The organism is Thalassoglobus polymorphus (assembly GCF_007744255.1).
GTDB lineage: Bacteria > Planctomycetota > Planctomycetia > Planctomycetales > Planctomycetaceae > Thalassoglobus > Thalassoglobus polymorphus.
Genome location: NZ_CP036267.1, coordinates 743,145 through 760,558 on the forward strand (window position 1 = coordinate 743,145; position 17,414 = coordinate 760,558).

At 50.3% G+C, this 17,414-nt stretch carries 11 protein-coding genes; 6 read left to right on the top strand and 5 right to left on the bottom strand.

The window, feature by feature from the left end; genetic code table 11:
* Positions 1–90: 90 nt before the first annotated feature.
* Both Mal48_RS02865 and Mal48_RS02870 read right to left on the bottom strand, forming a co-directional pair.
* The gene (locus Mal48_RS02865) at positions 91–294 is read right to left on the bottom strand and encodes a hypothetical protein (protein WP_145195910.1); all 204 of its coding nucleotides are present in this window, start codon (positions 292–294) and stop codon (positions 91–93) included.
* Between the two features lie 186 nt (positions 295–480).
* Positions 481–1,938: a sulfatase family protein gene (locus tag Mal48_RS02870; RefSeq protein WP_145205665.1), complete on the bottom strand. Its 1,458-nt coding sequence runs from the start codon at positions 1,936–1,938 to the stop codon at positions 481–483.
* Positions 1,939–2,175: 237 nt separating this feature from the next.
* On the opposite strand from Mal48_RS02870, the gene Mal48_RS02875 reads away from it, so the two are divergent.
* The 4 genes from Mal48_RS02875 to Mal48_RS02890 all read left to right on the top strand — a co-directional run bounded on the left by Mal48_RS02875 (position 2,176) and on the right by Mal48_RS02890 (position 7,752).
* Positions 2,176–3,618: a neutral/alkaline non-lysosomal ceramidase N-terminal domain-containing protein gene (locus Mal48_RS02875; protein ID WP_145195912.1), complete on the top strand. Its 1,443-nt coding sequence runs from the start codon at positions 2,176–2,178 to the stop codon at positions 3,616–3,618.
* A 108-nt stretch (positions 3,619–3,726) separates the two neighbouring features.
* The gene (locus Mal48_RS02880) at positions 3,727–4,776 is read left to right on the top strand and encodes a transaldolase family protein (RefSeq protein WP_145195914.1); all 1,050 of its coding nucleotides are present in this window, start codon (positions 3,727–3,729) and stop codon (positions 4,774–4,776) included.
* Positions 4,777–4,967: 191 nt separating this feature from the next.
* Positions 4,968–7,256 carry a ribonuclease R gene (gene rnr / locus Mal48_RS02885; RefSeq protein ID WP_145195916.1) on the top strand — a complete coding sequence of 763 codons (2,289 nt, stop codon included), beginning with the start codon at positions 4,968–4,970 and terminating at the stop codon, positions 7,254–7,256.
* 37 nt (positions 7,257–7,293) lie between these two features.
* Positions 7,294–7,752 (top strand): hypothetical protein, encoded by a 459-nt coding sequence (locus Mal48_RS02890; RefSeq protein ID WP_145195918.1) that lies wholly within the window; start codon positions 7,294–7,296, stop codon positions 7,750–7,752.
* A 78-nt stretch (positions 7,753–7,830) separates the two neighbouring features.
* On the opposite strand, the gene Mal48_RS02895 is transcribed toward Mal48_RS02890, so the two are convergent.
* Positions 7,831–8,301 (bottom strand): DoxX family protein, encoded by a 471-nt coding sequence (locus Mal48_RS02895; protein WP_145195920.1) that lies wholly within the window; start codon positions 8,299–8,301, stop codon positions 7,831–7,833.
* Between the two features lie 1,149 nt (positions 8,302–9,450).
* On the opposite strand from Mal48_RS02895, the gene gdhA reads away from it, so the two are divergent.
* Positions 9,451–10,800: an NADP-specific glutamate dehydrogenase gene (gene gdhA / locus Mal48_RS02900; protein ID WP_145195922.1), complete on the top strand. Its 1,350-nt coding sequence runs from the start codon at positions 9,451–9,453 to the stop codon at positions 10,798–10,800.
* A 249-nt stretch (positions 10,801–11,049) separates the two neighbouring features.
* Entirely contained in the window at positions 11,050–12,273 is a 1,224-nt protein-coding gene (locus Mal48_RS02905; protein ID WP_197441994.1) for a threonine/serine exporter family protein, read from the top strand.
* A gap of 123 nt (positions 12,274–12,396) precedes the next feature.
* Here Mal48_RS02905 and Mal48_RS02910 read toward each other — a convergent pair whose 3' ends face one another.
* Both Mal48_RS02910 and Mal48_RS02915 read right to left on the bottom strand, forming a co-directional pair.
* Positions 12,397–15,234, bottom strand: a complete 2,838-nt coding sequence (locus Mal48_RS02910; RefSeq protein ID WP_145195924.1) for a transporter substrate-binding protein — start codon at positions 15,232–15,234, stop codon at positions 12,397–12,399.
* A 703-nt stretch (positions 15,235–15,937) separates the two neighbouring features.
* A complete protein-coding gene (locus tag Mal48_RS02915) occupies positions 15,938–17,029 on the bottom strand; it encodes a sialidase family protein (protein ID WP_145195926.1) in 1,092 nt (363 codons plus the stop codon).
* Positions 17,030–17,414 lie beyond the last annotated feature (385 nt).

Genomic DNA, 17,414 nt, shown 5'->3' on the forward strand with positions numbered 1-17,414 from the left:
ACACGAGAGGACGCGAACCTCATTCCCATCAATGCTGCAATCTTTAGATTACATTTTGCAAGCTAATGATCGCTGCAAAACCTTTCAGTTTCAGCCTTCGTTTTTTTTGCTCTCATCGCCAGCTTCATTTTCTTTACGCAGGAAGAAATACAGAAAGACGCCAGTCGTGCAGGCGTGCAGTAAGATGTAGAACAGCAGCAGCGGACTCTGCAAGACCGCGATACCGAGAATGGCCCAGGCGATGATGGCAATCAGCGCCCATTTTTTCATGACTCCGTCGACGTGATGTTCCACGGTAGCAACTCCTTAGTTGAATATGAATCAGTGAAAGATGAAATTGAATGGCTCTAACAAAATTCGAAAAGACGACCTGTCTCTCAGTTATCACAACATTATGTCTTAAGGTGCAAGCTGATTAGGCAGGGTTGTCATGGTCGTCAGGGCAGCTTGCTTATGAAATTTCATCGGGTCGATAGGGGGTTATCTCCATTCGGCGAACAGATCTTTGGATTCGAGTTGGCTGCGCATTCGCCATTCTCGCAGAACATCGAGCAGCTCTCTTTTTTTGTCGAGATGCTCTTCCGAGTTCCATAAGTTATTGATTTCATCAGGGTCGTTATTCAAGTCGAAGAGTTGCCCGTCGTCTTCATCGAGGAAGTGGACCAGTTTCCAGTCGCGACTGCGAACCATGGTCATGAAGTCTGTCCCGGTGAGGATTCCGTCTTTAGCCTGCTCTGCGAAAACATATTCCCGCTCTTCCCAAGTCTTTCCTTCGAGTGCAGGCAAGAGTGATTTGGCCTCCATGTTCTCAGGTGGAGTGATCCCGGCGAGTTCGAGGATCATTGGTCCGAGATCAAACTGGCTGCACAGACCGTCGAACTTTCTGCCTGCTTCAAATCGTCTTGATTCTCCGCCATCAGGAGAACTTTGAGACGGCGACCAGACGATGGTAGGCATTCTGGTGATGATGTCGTACATCGTCCATTTTTGAGAATGTCCATGATCCGTCAAACAGTCACCATGATCGGACGTGAAGATGACAACGGAGTTCTCCAGATATCCTTTGTCTTCTAATGCCTGCAAGATCTCACCAACTTTGGTGTCGATCATCGAGACATTCGCGAGGTAGTAGGCCCGTTGACGATGTCGTTGTTCTTCTGTCGGATCAAGGTCGAGAACAACAGAGTCGTGGTCGACCTCATTATTGTGCTGCCTCAATTCTTTGAAAGCCGCTGGCTGATTGTCGAGTTCTTCCTGTGTTACTTCCAGCAGAGGAAGCTCTTTCTCCATATACTTCGCAGCGTATTCCGGAGTCGGGTCATACGGTGGGTGAGGACCGGGAAAACCGATTTGCAGGAAGAGAGGCTCCGTTTGTGGGTAAGAGTTGATCCACCATTTTGCCATCTCGCCGACGAACATGTCGGAGTGCAAATCTTCTGGCAGTTCCCAATCAAACGCTCCTAAAGCTGTTTGGTAATCATCACGTTGCCGATACTGTTCTCGCTGCTGCTTGACGAGGCCTCTGGCCCGTAGTGCTTTGTCCCATTCGTCAAAGTAGTATCGCTCTTCCAGATAGCGGTCTTTGTTTTCAACAACATACCGCTCGTGAAATCCCAGCGGCGTATGATACGGGTATGTGTGCATCTTCCCGATATTCACACAGCGATAGCCCGATTCATTCAACAGCTCGACCCAGGAGTGCCGCCACAAATCGGCATTCTTCAAGACACCAGTTGTATGTGGATAATATCCAGTAAAGAGTGACGCTCGACTCGGGGCACAACTCGCTGCGGTTACGTGGCAGTTTGTAAGCGTTGTCCCTTCGCGAACCAGTCGGTCCAGATTCGGAGTTTCCATGTAAGGAAATCCAAGTTCCGCAATCGTATCAAACCGCTGTTGGTCGGTGATGATAAAAATGATGTTCGGACGGTCGGACATGCTGAGTGGGGAGGGGCTGGAGTTGTCGGACAAAGGGCGAGATTGAAATGATGTCGAGTCGACTTGCATTCGTCCAGTCGTATGAAACTATTTCACGCAGATCAAGTCGCAACTTCATCCCGAGTGATTCACCAGAACGAAAGCCAGCGTCGAAATTTTTCCCGATCGGATGAACACTCTTGTGGTTGTCGCTATCATCGAAATGAAATGGACATTACGACACATTCGGAGAAATCAATGCTCGCTCGTCTCACACTGTTAGGTGTATTCGCACTTTCGACTCTCTTTCAATCATCGCTTACCGCACAGGATAAAGTTCTTCGCGCAGGGGCTGCTGCCAGTAATATCACTCCACCACTCGGGGAACTGATTGTCGGAGGCTGGAAACCGATTCCGGCTAAGAATATTCATGATGAGCTTCATGCTCGTTGCCTGCTGCTGGATGATGGTGAAACCACGGTTGGCTTCGTGATTTGTGACAATGTCGGGATTCCACGCGAAGTGTTCGAAGCTGCTCGCAAGCTGATTGATGCCGAAACGGATCTCGATGTCAGCAAGCTGTTGATGGCATCCACACATACACACTCCGCCACAACGGCTCGTGGAGAGAGTAAAATTACTGAGGTCGAGGAGCTGTCCGATTATCAAGCGTTTGTTGCCCGACGCATCGCCGATGGTGTCCGACGCGCTCTCAGTAACATGCAACCAGCACGAATCGCATGGGGTTCAGCACAAGAGCCATCCGAGGTCTTTAACCGTCGCTGGTACACGACCGATCCCAAAATGCTGAGCAATCCATTTGGGGGTGTCGACAAGGTTCGCATGAATCCGCCGCGTCGTAATCCTGCACTGGTTCGCCCCGCCGGGCCTGTCGATCCGGAAGTGTCGTTCATCTCAGTGCAATCGACTGAAGGTCAACCGATCGCACTGATGGGGAACTATTCACTGCACTACGTTGGCGGTGTGAACAGTGGAGATGTTTCCGCCGACTACTTTGGCTATTTCGCGAACATGGTCAAAGACCGACTGGGAGCGGACGATCAAGACCCGCCGTTTGTTGGGATTTTGTCGAACGGAACCAGTGGAGACGTCAACAATATTAATTTTAATGGGCAATCTCCTCGTGTGAAAAGATACCAGAAGATGCAAATGGTCGCTGAAAAAGTGACCAACCGAGTGATGGAAGCTCATGCCACGCTTGAATGGCACGACTGGGTGAAACTCGATTCCGCGATGACTGATCTTGTTCTCAAGGTTCGTAAGCCGTCCAAGGAGATGCTGCAATTCTTCGCAGAACTTGAAAAACGTCCCAAAAAAGAACGGCACATCCGTGAAGAGACCTACTCCGCTCGTGTGAAACAGATTCAGGAAGGTCCGGAAGAAGTGACCATCCCATTGCAAGTGATTCGAATCGGAAGTCTTGCAATTCAGGCGATTCCATTTGAAGTCTTCACCGAAACCGGCTTGGAACTCAAAGATCGCACACCGTTCGAAGATTCTTTCACGATCGAACTCGCCAACGGATCGTACGGCTATTTGCCAACTCCCGAGCAACACGAGCTTGGCGGATACGAAACCTGGCTCGGCTCGAATTTTGTGCAACTGGATGCAACAGAAAAAATCGTCGAACAGTTGCTGTATATGTCACAGAAACTGCATGATGATGAAGTTAAGAAGTAAGGCTGAGTCTTTTTCGCCGGACACCTCAACTGTCCGGCGAACTTTATCGTGACTTTTTTATTCTTTTTTTGCGGCAGAGAGCAACACGACCAATTTGGGGAACTAACCATGCCGACGCCACTTGAATCACTCGTAAAGACTGGAACGAAACTTTGGCTGGATAGTGTTGATCCCGATTTGGTGAAGGACAACCTCGCCTTCGGTGCAACTGGTGCGACGTCTAATCCAGCGATTGTTTCTGATCTCATTAAATCAGGTCGGTTCGATGATGATATCGCTGAACTGGTTACCAAAGGTCTTGATGATGAGGAGATTGCCTGGGCGCTGACGGACAGCCTTGTCTGTACCGCACAGAAAGAATTCCATGAGATCAATGAAAAGTCGAATGGGAATGATGGCTACGTTAGCTTTGAACTCGATCCGCTCCTCGAAGCTGCCGATTGCCCGCTAAGCACGGAAGAACGCTCAGCGAAGTATGTTGAATTCGGCAAAAAATGGGCAGCCGGTCACACCAACCGCATGATCAAAGTTCCTGCAACTCCCGGAGGTTTGGGAGCGTTAGAAGAACTTGCTGCCGCAGGGGTGACTCCCAATGTGACTCTGATCTTCTCGGACCGTCAGTATCAAATTGCTCGCGATAACATCTGGAAAGGTGCTCAACAACGTGAGGATCCGAAAACGCTGAAGTCGGTGTATAGCATCTTCATCAGCCGGATCGATGCATATACTGCCAAGAAGTTGACGGAACTCTCCGACGATGCACAAGGGCAGGTCGGTATCCTGAACGCCAAGCGGATCTGGCAACAGAATCGAGAATTCTGGAGCGACAAAGGTTTGCCGCTGCAACAGGAGATGGTCTTCGCCAGCATGGGGACGAAACTCCCCGAAGACCCGAAAGACAAATATGTCGCTGCGCTCGCAGGGTCGGACATCCAAACCAATCCTCCCGAGGTGAATGAAACGATCCAGAAGATGGAAGGGAAAACTTTCACCAGCCGCATCGAAGAAATGCCGTCCGAAGCGATTCAAAACGAGATTGACGAAAAGGTCAACTTCGCACAAATGGAAGCCGACCTCATGGAGGAAGGCCTCAAAAAGTTCGCCGACCCGCAAAACGCCCTGCTGAAACTGATCGCGGAGAAACGAAACGCTGGCTAGAGTCCACTTCTTCTTTCGATCAAAAGTAAAACGCACTTGTAGGAAATCAAACTATTTCGTCCCCGGTGATTCACCGGGGACGAAATGATGACACTCTGTTGAGAGCATTCTTCAATGCTGCTTTGGTAACTATTCGAGCTGAACTCGTTACACTCTCTGTACTGTGTAGAACCACAACAGAGGATGCGGTGATGACGAATCTTGCAAAGCGGATTATCGAATTTGTTCAGCGGCCGGGCTATATGCCGATGAAGCCGAAGACGCTGGCGAAGAAGCTGGGAATCACGAAGAAAAAGCTGGCGAAGTTTGAGGCCGCCTTGGAAGAGGCGAAGCTGTCAGGGGAAATTCGTTTTTCTGAAGGGGGACGCATCCAACCCAAGGCAGCGAGGGGCTCTCATTTAGGGATCGTCCACCGCATCAAAAGTGGGGATGCCTTCATCATTCTGCGTGAGCCAAAACCGGTCGGTCTGACGGATGATATTTTCGTTGATCGGAACGATCTCAAAGATGCTCAAAACGGAGACGAGGTCTTCGTGAAACTCTTGCAGCGACGCCGCAGCCGCGGGCAACGCTGTGGGTATGTTGTCGAAGTTGTTGAACGAGCGACAAATGTTTTCGTCGGAACTTATCTGGAAGAAGATGAATCAGGTTGGGTGCAGATCGATGGGAAGGACTATCCCGATCCAATCTGGGTCGGTGATCCGGGAGCGAAGGGAGTCCAAGAAGGAGACAAGGTCGTCATCGAAATGCTCCGTTTCCCTACGGTTGGACAGAACGGGGAAGGTGTACTAACGAAGGTTCTCGGTTCTCGAGGGGAACCAGGTGTTGATACGCAGATGATTATCCATGAGTTCGGGATCCCTGACGAATTCCCGGACGATGTCCTCAATGAAGCGAGACTGGAAGCGGAAAACTTCAATGAGAACGATCTCACTGATCGAGAAGACTTGAGCGAGATGACGGTCGTCACCATCGACCCCAAAACAGCTCGAGACTTTGATGATGCGATCTCGCTGAAGAAGATAGAAAAAGGACACTGGCTGCTCGGAGTGCATATCGCTGATGTCTCCCATTTTGTTCAACCGGGAACCCAACTGGACCGTGAAGCAGAAACGCGTGGGACGAGTGTCTATCTGCCGACGAAAGTGATCCCGATGTTGCCTGAGATCATCTCGAACGGGTTGGCGTCACTGCAGGAAGGGCGGACGCGGTTTACGATGTCTGCATTCATCGAGTTCTCTGCGGAGGGGATTCCCATCGAGACACGGTTCTCTCGATCTGCAATCAAAGTGACGCAGCGGTTCGCCTACGAAGAAGTGATGCCGATCATCAAGGCGAAGCCATCCGAACCGATTGAGGGGGTCAGCGACGAGATTCGCGAATTGCTCAAGAACATGCACGAGTTGGCGATGCTTCTCCGGAAGCGACGGTTTGCGAAAGGCTCACTTGAACTCGACATGCCGGAAGTCCGGCTGAGCCTTGATACAGATGGAAAGGTGACCGGAGCTTTCGAAGCAGAGCACGACGAGTCACACGAAATTATCGAAGAGTTTATGCTCGCCGCGAACATTGCAGTCGCTGTCCGTTTGAATGATGAAGGGATTGGCTTCTTGAGGCGGGCACATGCCGACCCGGCAGAGGCGAAGCTGAAAGCGTTCAGCGAGTTCGTCACGATTCTGGGATTTGAGTTGGAGAAATATCAAAGCAAGAAGCATTTGCAGGCTCTTCTCCGGTCCGTTCGTGGAACCCCGCAGGAGCAGGCAGTCAATTATGCGATGCTGCGAAGTTTGAAACAGGCGGAGTACTCGCCAATGGAAGTTGGGCACTATGCCTTGGCAGAAGATCAATATTGCCACTTCACCAGCCCAATTCGCCGTTATCCAGATTTGCACATTCATCGTTTGGTAAGTTCGCTGGTCTGCGACAACGTGACATATCGCGGTGCATCAGCGGAAGATTTGATTCGCCTGGGGCATCACTGTTCGACGACCGAACGGCGAGCAGAACGAGCGGAACGTGAATTAACAAAAATAAAGCTGCTCACCTATTTTGAAGAACGCGTGGGTGAGAAAATCACAGCTGTGATTACTGGTGTCGAGCGATTCGGATTTTTCTGTCGAGGTGTCGAAATCCCGGCTGAAGGGTTGGTTCACATCAGCAACATTCCGGCAAGCGAGAGCTATGAATTTGATCGACAGGCCATGGCTCTGGTCGGCCGGCGTACCGGAGACATGATCCGCCTGGGGGATAAGGTGATTGTCGAAATCGCCAGCGTCGACGTCGACCGCCGCGAACTCAACTTCAAACTTCTCACTCACACCGCTTCCAAGCCACCAGCGAAAAAAGGGGCAGCGAAAAAAAGCCCTTCAAGAGGAAAGAAAGGTTCGAAGAAACCAAATTCCAAGCAGAGTAAACCAAGAAAGAAAAAGCCATCCACGCGGAAAAAGAAGTCGGCACAAAAACGTCGTAAGAAACGATAAGCTGAAGTAGTGATCTGAAATTACGTAGAAAATCCCCTTGGTCAATGGCTGGCACATCAGTGTTGGCATCGCCAACTGGGAATGGGTTGTATGTGAAGTGTGTATGTCTGTGTTGAGGGTCTATGGGCAAAGCCTGGATCTTGACGCGGCGCTTGCCGCGTGTCGGCTTAAAGTGTGCGCGACCCAGTGTCGAGGAGAAAAGGGCGTCTCCGATTCCGATCGGGGGTTTTCACAGAACGCAATTTTTGTCGAATTTACTGACGTGGGCATCGATGATTTTGAGCGACAGGTTGAAAACGCTCTTTCTTTCCTGAGCCAGAACCAAACTGCAATTGCGGATCTTGTCGGCGCTCGTGGGGTTGAAGAAGCCTACCTCGATTGCTGCATTCCTCGGCTCGATGTTGCTGCTCAATCTGCCGTTTTCTCCACCCGACTTGTACACGCTGCAGGTCGTTTGAATCTGGGTTTGTGTTTGTCGTTATACGAGGTCTCTTGATCAAAGTTGGGGAAGTCAGTTTCGCGGACCAGATTCGAGCGAGAATTGGGTTGCGAATACTTTCAAAGGCTGGTCGTCTCAAACTGTCTTGTCGTTCCGTTGAGGATGATTTCGATTGCCAGGAGCTGACACTGTGAACAACAGAAAAGCGGCGCTGGCAGCGGACAGAACAGAGTAATCCAATGGCGGCTTTGGGCCGAATGCACTCATCATCGTTATTGTGAAAATGCTCAAGAGGATTCCGGCTGCAAGTGAAAACCATCGCAACTTCCAACCGATCAGCAATCCAATCGCAATCACGATTTCAGCGACCGTGGCAACCCAACCCAGGAATGGAATCAAGGAAGCAGGGGCAAACCAGTTCAGCAGTTGAACGTATGCCTCATAGTTTTTTATGTTTCCCCAAACTACTCCTTCGCTTCCCGGTGGACCCCATAGCCCAAAGCGATCAGCCACAGCTGATAGAAATGCTGCTGCCAGTGCTATACGGACCAAGCATTTTGCCAATCGAAGTTGTTTTGATTGCTGGCTATGGTCGCTTGGAGTCATTTTTCTTATCGCTTTAGGACCCAATTTGTTCGGAGCTTTTTAGAGCTAAATGAGGTTTTAAAATCAATTCTAGAGCAGTTTGCTCGACCGTGTGCCCGTGAAGAACGCATTTCTCTAGAACCACCGCTTTCCTCAATGCTTGAGAGAGCCATTTCAAGTTTCAGGTTTCAGGATCAGTTGTAAATAATGTGAGAGAGCTCGAACTGATTTGGGGATAGTGAGTTTTGTAGCGATGCGTTGAGGGGCGTCGACGAGTCGGGATCGAAGTCAGTCAGTCAGAATGAAATTCACTGTTGTGTCAGTGAATTGCTTGATCGAGCTTATGAAACGGGAGCATTTTTTTAAGAATACATGGCATGTCCCGTAAATATGAGTGGTTTATCACATGAAAGCACTCTTCACGGAGACTTGAAACACGAATGTGTTTTAAACAATTATTCAATTTATGACGCTTTTTTCATTAACGATGGTAAGTTCTGGCAGAATTCTCGCAATGTCAAATACGTATTTGCTGATCTATTAGGTGTGGTTTGAGCGAGATACCCTGATCTCTATTTTTCGTTACGATTATGGAGAATGTGGATTCTTCAGCGGCGTGAGATATTCCCACGAAGAACTTACCATTAAAATCTATCATCAGGCATCAGTCCTGAAATTCGCTGAAGGTTTCTTCGGTGTTGAACTCTATTCATACTTTAGCCCCTGTGTGTGGAGCGTGAGTATTGTCGTGGTTTTTCTGAGCAACGACTCCTTCGACGTCGGTTCTCGCGTGGAAACCCGAAAAGAATAACAGAATGATCCTCGATACTTTGAACAAATTCTGGAGACACATCTGACTTTCAATGACGAAACATTGAGGCATGACGACTGTGCTTGAAAGTCTCTTCGTGTAGGTAGCGACCCGCGCTTGCTATGAACAGCGAGCTTCGCAATGAGCGGATGAGAAAGTCAACGATTCTGTGTCGCAGCCAGTCAGAAAGTCATCCAGCACTGCACCAGCGATTTACCTCACTTTTCCTGGAACCAGTCCGAAAACCTCTGGAATAGCTGCTTTTCATTACGTTTGAGAGAGCAATTTTAAGTTTCAGGATCAGTTCTAAAATAACAATTTAGCATTCGCGTTCTTATGAACCCGCACTGATGAGAAGAATGGATAAAAATATGGACGAAAAACTGGAAACGACACTCTGGAACATTCAACAACGCAACCTCGGTGAACCGGAATTTATTCAAGCGGTGAAAGAGGTGTTTGGGTCGATCGGACCTGTGTTGGCGAAGTTTCCAAAATTCACCGAACAAAAGATTATCGAACGAATCTGCGAACCTGAACGGCAGGTGATCTTTCGCGTTCCGTGGCAGGATGATCGTGGCGAAGTCCAGATTAATCGTGGTTTCCGTGTCCAATTTAATAGTGCATTAGGGCCGTTTAAGGGGGGATTGCGATTTCATCCTTCCGTCAACTTGTCCATCGTGAAGTTTTTGGGATTTGAACAAATTTTCAAAAACGCTTTGACGGGAATGCCCATCGGCGGTGGCAAGGGGGGAAGTGACTTCGATCCGAAAGGACGCAGCGACAACGAAGTGATGCGTTTCTGTCAGAGTTTCATGATTGAACTGTCACGTCATCTTGGTGAGTACACCGATGTTCCCGCTGGCGATGTCGGTGTTGGGAAGCGAGAAGTTGGCTATCTCTTTGGACAATATAAACGGATCAGCAACCGATACGAGTCAGGCGTCTTGACCGGCAAAGGACTCAGCTACGGCGGAGCGTTGGTCCGTACAGAGGCCACTGGTTACGGTCTTGGCTACTTTGTTCAAGAGATGCTCGCGTCGAGAGGCGAATCACTCGAAGGCAAAACTTGTCTCGTTTCTGGAGCAGGAAATGTTGCGATCTACGCGATTGAAAAAGTGACGCAATTGGGGGGCAAGGTCGTCGCCTGTTCCGATTCCAAAGGCGTTGTCTACGACGAAGCAGGCATCGACCTGCCGACGCTGAAACGCATCAAGGAAGTCGAACGACTCCCGATTGAATCGTATTGCCAGTCGCGAAAGCAATCGCACTATCAGGCAGGCGGGAATCTTTGGGAGATCAAATGTGATGTCGCGCTACCCTGTGCCACACAGAATGAGCTTACAGGAAAAGACGCTGAGGCACTTCTTCGAGGTGGTTGCATAGCGGTCGCGGAAGGGGCCAACATGCCGACAACTCCCGAAGGAATCGAAAAGTTTATCAACTCGGGGATCGCCTATGCTCCTGGTAAAGCTGCGAACGCCGGTGGAGTCGCGACCAGTGCGTTAGAGATGCAGCAAAATGCTTCTCGCGATGCCTGGTCGTTTGAGTTTACCGAGAAAAAACTTGCCCACATCATGAAAGATATTCATGATCGTTGTTTGAATACCGCTGAAGAATTTGGCGTTCCCGGCAACTACGCGCAAGGAGCGAACATCGAAGCGTTCATGAGGGTTGCCGATGCGATGCAGTCGTTAGGATTGATCTGATTCAGAGGCACAGTGTGGGTGGAGTTCGACACTTTCTGCGGACGGTGGTTCTCGTATCGACTTTTGATGAAAGTCAAAGAGTCTAAATCGCAGTCAGGAAGAACGCCACGCACTGTGCGGAAATTCTATCTGAATCAATTTTCGATAGTGAAAACAGCAGCGGAGTCTCGTCACAGGCAGTGAGTTTTCGGTAGAATCTTGTCGGGATGTCACCGTCACGTTTCCACTTGACTTCTACCGAGGCACCACTTGTCCGATACTCTTTCCGAGGAGCTGATTCTGGGGCTCGCACGCAGTCTTCACGCCAGTGGGTCTCCTGCGTATGAGCTTGAGAGTCAGATGGAGCAGGTTGCTGAGGCGATCGGTCGGCCAGCCACGTTCTTTTCGACGCCGACGGCCCTGTTCGTGACGTTTGATGACGAGCGGGACGGAACACGCATGCTTCGCGTTTATCCAAGTAGGACGAACCTCGGACGCTATGCTGAACTCTTTCGACTACAACAGTCGATTCAGGACGAGAGCGTCACAGTCAAAGACGCTTTGGCTCAATTGCGTGCGATTTTGGCGATGCCAGGCGGGTACGTCACATCTGTGCAAATTGCATCGTATGGAATTGTTGGTGCATGCGTCGCGGTGCTTGTCGGGGGGAACAACACTGTCATTACCTCTGCCGGAGCGATTGGTCTGCTCGTCGGGGCGATGGTCCTTGGTTTGTCACGCCTTCGCTTTCCGTCACACCTGACGAATGTCATCGCAGGTTTTACAGCCAGTGCAATTGCCTGTGTGGTTCAATCGTGGGTTGCCCCGAGTAACTTTGAATTGACTGCATTGTCAGCACTGATCGTACTCGTGCCTGGTCTACACCTCACCATTAGTATCAACGAACTGGCGACGAAAAATCTTGCCTCCGGTTCGGCGCGATTTGCCGGAGCAATGACAACACTACTGACGCTGATTTTCGGCGTGTATATGGGCTATGACTTTGTCGCCGCTTTGCATCCGATTCCAGATTCGGTAGCACCGCACACTCCGTCGTTGATTGCATCGGTGTTTGTAGTGATTCCCATCGGGCTGTGCCTGGCTGTTTTATTTCGTACTCGATACCAAGACGTTCCCTGGCTCTTGTTTTCGACACTCATCGTCTACGGGGCGCTGAGATTGGCTGGTGAGAATTTCAGTCCGTTTGCAGCGGTCTGGATTGCTTCCGTCGTCGCCGGTGTGACCAGTCGTCTACTTTCGAATCATTTAAGGTTACCTGCCGCCGTAATGTTGGTCCCCTCACTCATTCTGCTGGTTCCCGGAACTCTCGGCTTTACGGGTCTGGCACAGATCATGCTTCGAGAAGACCTCCCCAGCGGCGTTCGCATACTCACCACGATGTTGATGACCTCCGTCGCAATTGTCTCCGGGCAGTTGGTCACTGATGTCATTACTCCCATTCGCAAGATGGGATTCGGAACCGGGCGACGGTGATTGAGTCGTTCTGGGTTCAGGCTTACAACTTTTCGGATGCATATGAACTTCGGAAACATATGATGAGAGTCACCCAGAGTACATGAAACATGAAACATGAAATGGAGTCGGAAGTCGGAAGTCTTAGACTGGGGTTGGCTCGACTGGATTTCCTCTTCTTGGCACGCTCGCGACCAGTGATAGCACTTCGTTCATGTTCATGGGTTTCGTCAGACAGCCGTCCATCCCAGCTTCGATGCACGCGTCTTGCTCTTCCTTCATGGCATTGCCTGAGAGCGCCATGATTGGCCAGCGTGGCCAGTCGTTTTCTTGCTCTCGCTGACGGATTTGTCGGGTGGCCTCCAGACCATCCATGACCGGCATTTGAACATCCATCAGAATGATGTCGAATGCGTCAGGGTGTGTCAGGGCATCGAGTGCTTGTTGCCCGTTTTCAGTGATCGTGACTTCGTGCTCCCCTTTGCTCAGCATCGATTTGGCAACGGTTTGATTGACCAGACTGTCTTCGGTGACAAGGACGCGGCGCGGTGCAACTGGTTCTGTTGGCTGAACGTGATGTCGAGGTTGCCAGCCTGCAACTGAGATCGCGAGTTCTCGAAACAGCGTACTTCTTCTGAGTGGTTTGGGGAGGACAACTGCGAAGTGTTTCGATTTCAGTTGTTCCTCGTTGTCAGCGATTGAGGACGAGGCAAGAATCAGCGGAAGGTCTTTGCCGTGCGGTTGATCACGAATCCAGCTTGCCAGTTGCCAGCCATCGATTCCCGGCATCATTGCGTCCAAAATCATGCCATCGTACTTTTGCAGTAAATCTGGGTTGCGTTCGAATTGCTGCTGTAAGTCCCGTCCGTCCACTGCGATATCAACATGGATGTCAAAACCTTCAAGCATCCCCTTTGCGACACGACGATTGACTTTGTTGTCATCAACCAGCATCACGCATTTGCCTTCAAGCACGTTTTGAGGTGGATCGACTTGCTGGCGTGATCGGATGAGGTCGTTCTTCGTAGCGGGCGGAAGTGGGATCTTGACATAAAACGAGGTTCCTTTTCCCAGCTCGCTTTCCAGAGTGAGACTTCCACCCATCAGTTCAACGAGGCGTTTGCAGATCACCAAACCTAATCCGGTGCCGCCGTATTGGCGAGTCGTCCCTGAATCCGCTTGCATAAAGGGCTTAAAGAGTCGTTGTTGTGCTGCCTCAGAAATTCCGATCCCGGTGTCTCTCACCTCCAGTTCAATGGTCTGTTCTGCCTCCACGCCAGGCCGTACGATCACCACGATGCGTCCATCTTCAGTGAATTTGATGGCGTTGCTGACCAGGTTCATGACGACCTGGCGAATTCGCGTGGGGTCACCTCTGCGAATGTCCGGCATTTCGAGGTCAAAGTCCAATTCGATTTCCATCCCTCGGTCGTGTGCTTTTGGCGAGAGCAATTGCAGCGTTTCACTGAGTTGGTCCTGGAGTGAAAATCCGATTTGCTCGAGTTCAACACGCCCAGCCTTGATCTTGGAGAAGTCGAGAATATCGTTGATGATCGTCAGCAATGATTCTCCCGAGGAGAGAATGATCGAGAGTTGTTCGGACTGCGTTGCCGAGAGTTGACCGTCTCCCAAAAGCTGCGCCATTCCCAAAATTCCGTTCATGGGAGTGCGGATTTCATGGCTCATCGCTGCGAGAAAGTCTGACTTGGCTTCGTTCGCTGCTTCAGCTGCGTCTCGGGCCTCTTCCAATTCAATCTGCTTGGCATTCAGTTCGCGAATCAGTTTCTCCTGAATTTCTTTTTCCCGCCTGAGCGTGCTATGCAAATCGACGACTGTCGGAAAGGCCTCAAGTGCCTGATGTATAATTCGGCCACGCAGCAGGGTGTCGACCCCGAACCATGGCTCGGGGTCGATCATCTCGGGATACTGCCATACGATTTCAAAGTCGCCAGTGGTCCGTGCTTTTCCAATCATGGCTCTTTTGCGAACATGCCGATTTCTACGAAGCTCCATCACCCCGCAAGGACCATTCACGAGGATGAAACTATGGTTCTCTAAGTCATCGATTTCAAAACTTTCGACTTGCTCGACGATCGCTTTCCAGAGATAGACCTGGGTATACGAATTCGCCATTGGGGATGAAACGGGACATTTGTAACCGACGTACTCTCGAATTCTTGGTAAGAAGTGTTGATTGACTTCATTCTTGCAAGTTGAGAAATAATCCCAGCAGGCATAGTGACCGACCGCTTCTGGGACTGATGCCAACTCCGTCTCGGAAAAGCTGAATGAGAGTACCGGCAGTTGCTCGCTTCCCGGGCCAAGCTTTTCAAGTAGTTGGAAAAACTCGATATTGGCTAGCCCGTTGAGCGTGCTATAGATGACATCCGGCTCGGACTCCAAAAGTTGCTCGACGACAGGACGGACGTCAAAATCCTCGAGAGGTAAATAGCATTCCGCGAGCACTCTTCCGCCACGTTTCTCCACGACGCCGTGCATTAACGTGTTCGCTGTGCGTGGGTAGACGTAATCTGATCCGACAATCGCGGCATCTTTCCAACCTTGATCCATCGCCCAGTCGATGGCAGGTTCAATTTGTTGATTGAGGGTGCTGCCCGTGTAAATCACGTTGACACTTTCTTCGAGTCCTTCATACTGAAGTGGATAAAACAACAACCCGTTGTTTCGACTTAACACGGGTAACAGAGCTTTGCGAGAGGCTGATGTCCAACAGCCAAAAAGAACTGAAACTCCATCGGCCTTCAGAAACTTCTCAGCTTCTCGGGCGAAGATCTCGCCGTTTGATGCGCCATCTCGCGTCTTTGTGAGAATTTTTCGTCCCAGCACACCGCCCGCCGCGTTGATCTCCTCGACCGCCAGTTCCGTCGACTTAGCCACGAGAGATTCGCAGCCCGACATCACTCCAGAAATGGAGTTTAAGATCCCAATGGTATACGTTTGCGAAGAACCCGTCTCAGACATGAAATCGCTTTCGATGTGAGATGAAAAAGTCTCAATTCAAGTCGATCACCCTGGTCAGTGAGAGCAATTTCAATGCTTGTCTCGCCTCTGATGATGACTCCTATGACTTCATAGACTGCTCTCCACCCGGTAGGACCTAATGTTCAATCATCGATTTACGATAAAGCCCTCTGAGTGGATTGACATGATCATAAACTTGGCATCGAATTCAATTCTCGGAACGATTCATCGCCCCCTGCAAACTCTCCTTCACTCTTTATGTCGATCCTTCGTAAAGTCTTTCCGGTTAGCCAGGTTCTTCTCCTGCTTCACGCTCTCGTTTTCTGAAGAACTCAGCTATCGTCGCTCTGCACGACAATGCAATGATAATTATTAATCATCAGGGAAAACTCACCAATGTCTACCATTAATCCGGGAATTTTGTGGGTAAAAACGAGCTGGCACTGCCCGAACGTTCCTGACGATTTCAATCACTCAACCGAGTCGCCCGGCCCATCCCTCAAAATTTATTTGCAATAAGAGCATCTATCGAATTGGTGTTGAGATTCTGCCTCGTGGCGAACAGCTCGTCTGTTTGAATCAGTCCGAATACCTCTGAAGTAGCTGCTTTTCTCAACTTCAGAGAGAGCAATTTCAAGTTTCATAATCGATTCGAGAGAAACACGTTCTTCACGGGGAGGCGGTCGAGTCATCTGCTCTCGCTTTATTTCTCACTGACGAAGTCCGCTTCACGAAAGCTGGCCCTGACGTTGCCTTGCATGGTGGTGAGCCAGATTTGGCCCGGGGTCGATTCGAAGGCATAGGGATAGGAGAGCCATTTGCCTTTGTGGCTAGCGATGACGGTCGGTGGTGTCCAGGTTTTTCCGTCATCGTTGGAGAAGGAGAGCGAGAGTTCTTCGCGGAAGTTGCTGACGGGAACTTCTGACCACAGGCCGTCGCCACCGCTTAATTTCCAGTTGTCCTGACCTTCTGGGAATGTGCGGTTCCAAAGCAGCATCAGCCGACCGCTATCGAGACGTGTCAGCATGCCGGGGGCGCTGCTCGCGGGAATCCCTGAGGGCTGCAGGATTTGCCAGTGACGACCTCCGTTGTTTGAGTAGCCTGACCAGAACTCGCCCCAGTTGGTCCGGATCAGTTGCCAGATACGACCATCTTCAAGTTCGATCAGAGTCGGTTCGGTGACTCCTCCGTGATGGCCTTGCCCGCCGAGGTCGATCAAATTGCTGGCGGTCCAGGTGAGGCCATCGTCATTTGAAGAGTAAGTCAGAACCGTGTGGCGTCCCGGATTGTGCAGCATTTTCATGGCAGTGAAGATGATACGTCCATCTTGAGTTTGAATCATATCGCGGACGCATCCACTCCAGTCGTCGTGCATCTTCTGAATGTTCTGCCATGTCTTTCCGCTGTCGGTACTACGCATGACGTATGTCGGCAGGACCGCTCCGGGGGCGTCGTGGAGTTCGTCTTTCCAGGTCCATTTTCGCTCGTCCAAGTTCATGAATCCAACAATGATTGTGCCATCCTGCGTGGTGAGAATGGCCCGCTCATTACTGACGGTCATCTTCGTTCCCGGAGCGAAGATCGGTCGCGGCTCTGACCATGTCTTCCCGTTGTCTTTTGAGAGGTAGGTCGCTTTGGCGTCGATGGCGAGAATGTCACCCTCTTTGGTACGAGTGAATGGCCCCATCAGCTTGAATGGAAGTGGTTGGAGCTTTGGGTGAAGTTCAAGTTCCTGAGCATGCAGGGTTTGCACGCAGGTGGTGAACAAGAGAATCGTTGCGAGTGAAATTTTCATCGGATTTGTGACCTCAAGATTCTGTTGAATTCGTCTGCTCTCTCGTACGGCGAAGCAAGTTTTGGGCTGCACTTGTGGAAACTGGAACAGGTCCGAAACGATCTCAAAACCACTCCGGTCGATTTCATATTATGATCCACCTGCGCATCGATTCAGTCTTGCTGCTCTGAATTTGAACAATAGCAAATGTTGTTGCGTTTATCTGTTCTGTTTTTCAGTATTTTCATTCGTGCATTCGTTCGCTGATTGAGACGGTTTTGCCTGCAACTTTAAAGCTGTTTCTGTCGTTCCGGCTATCGTGACAGCGATGACTTGAGGCGAAAGGCACAACGTTTGCTTCTCGTTCAATTCACTGTGACGTGGCGAGGTGAAAAACACCTCTAAA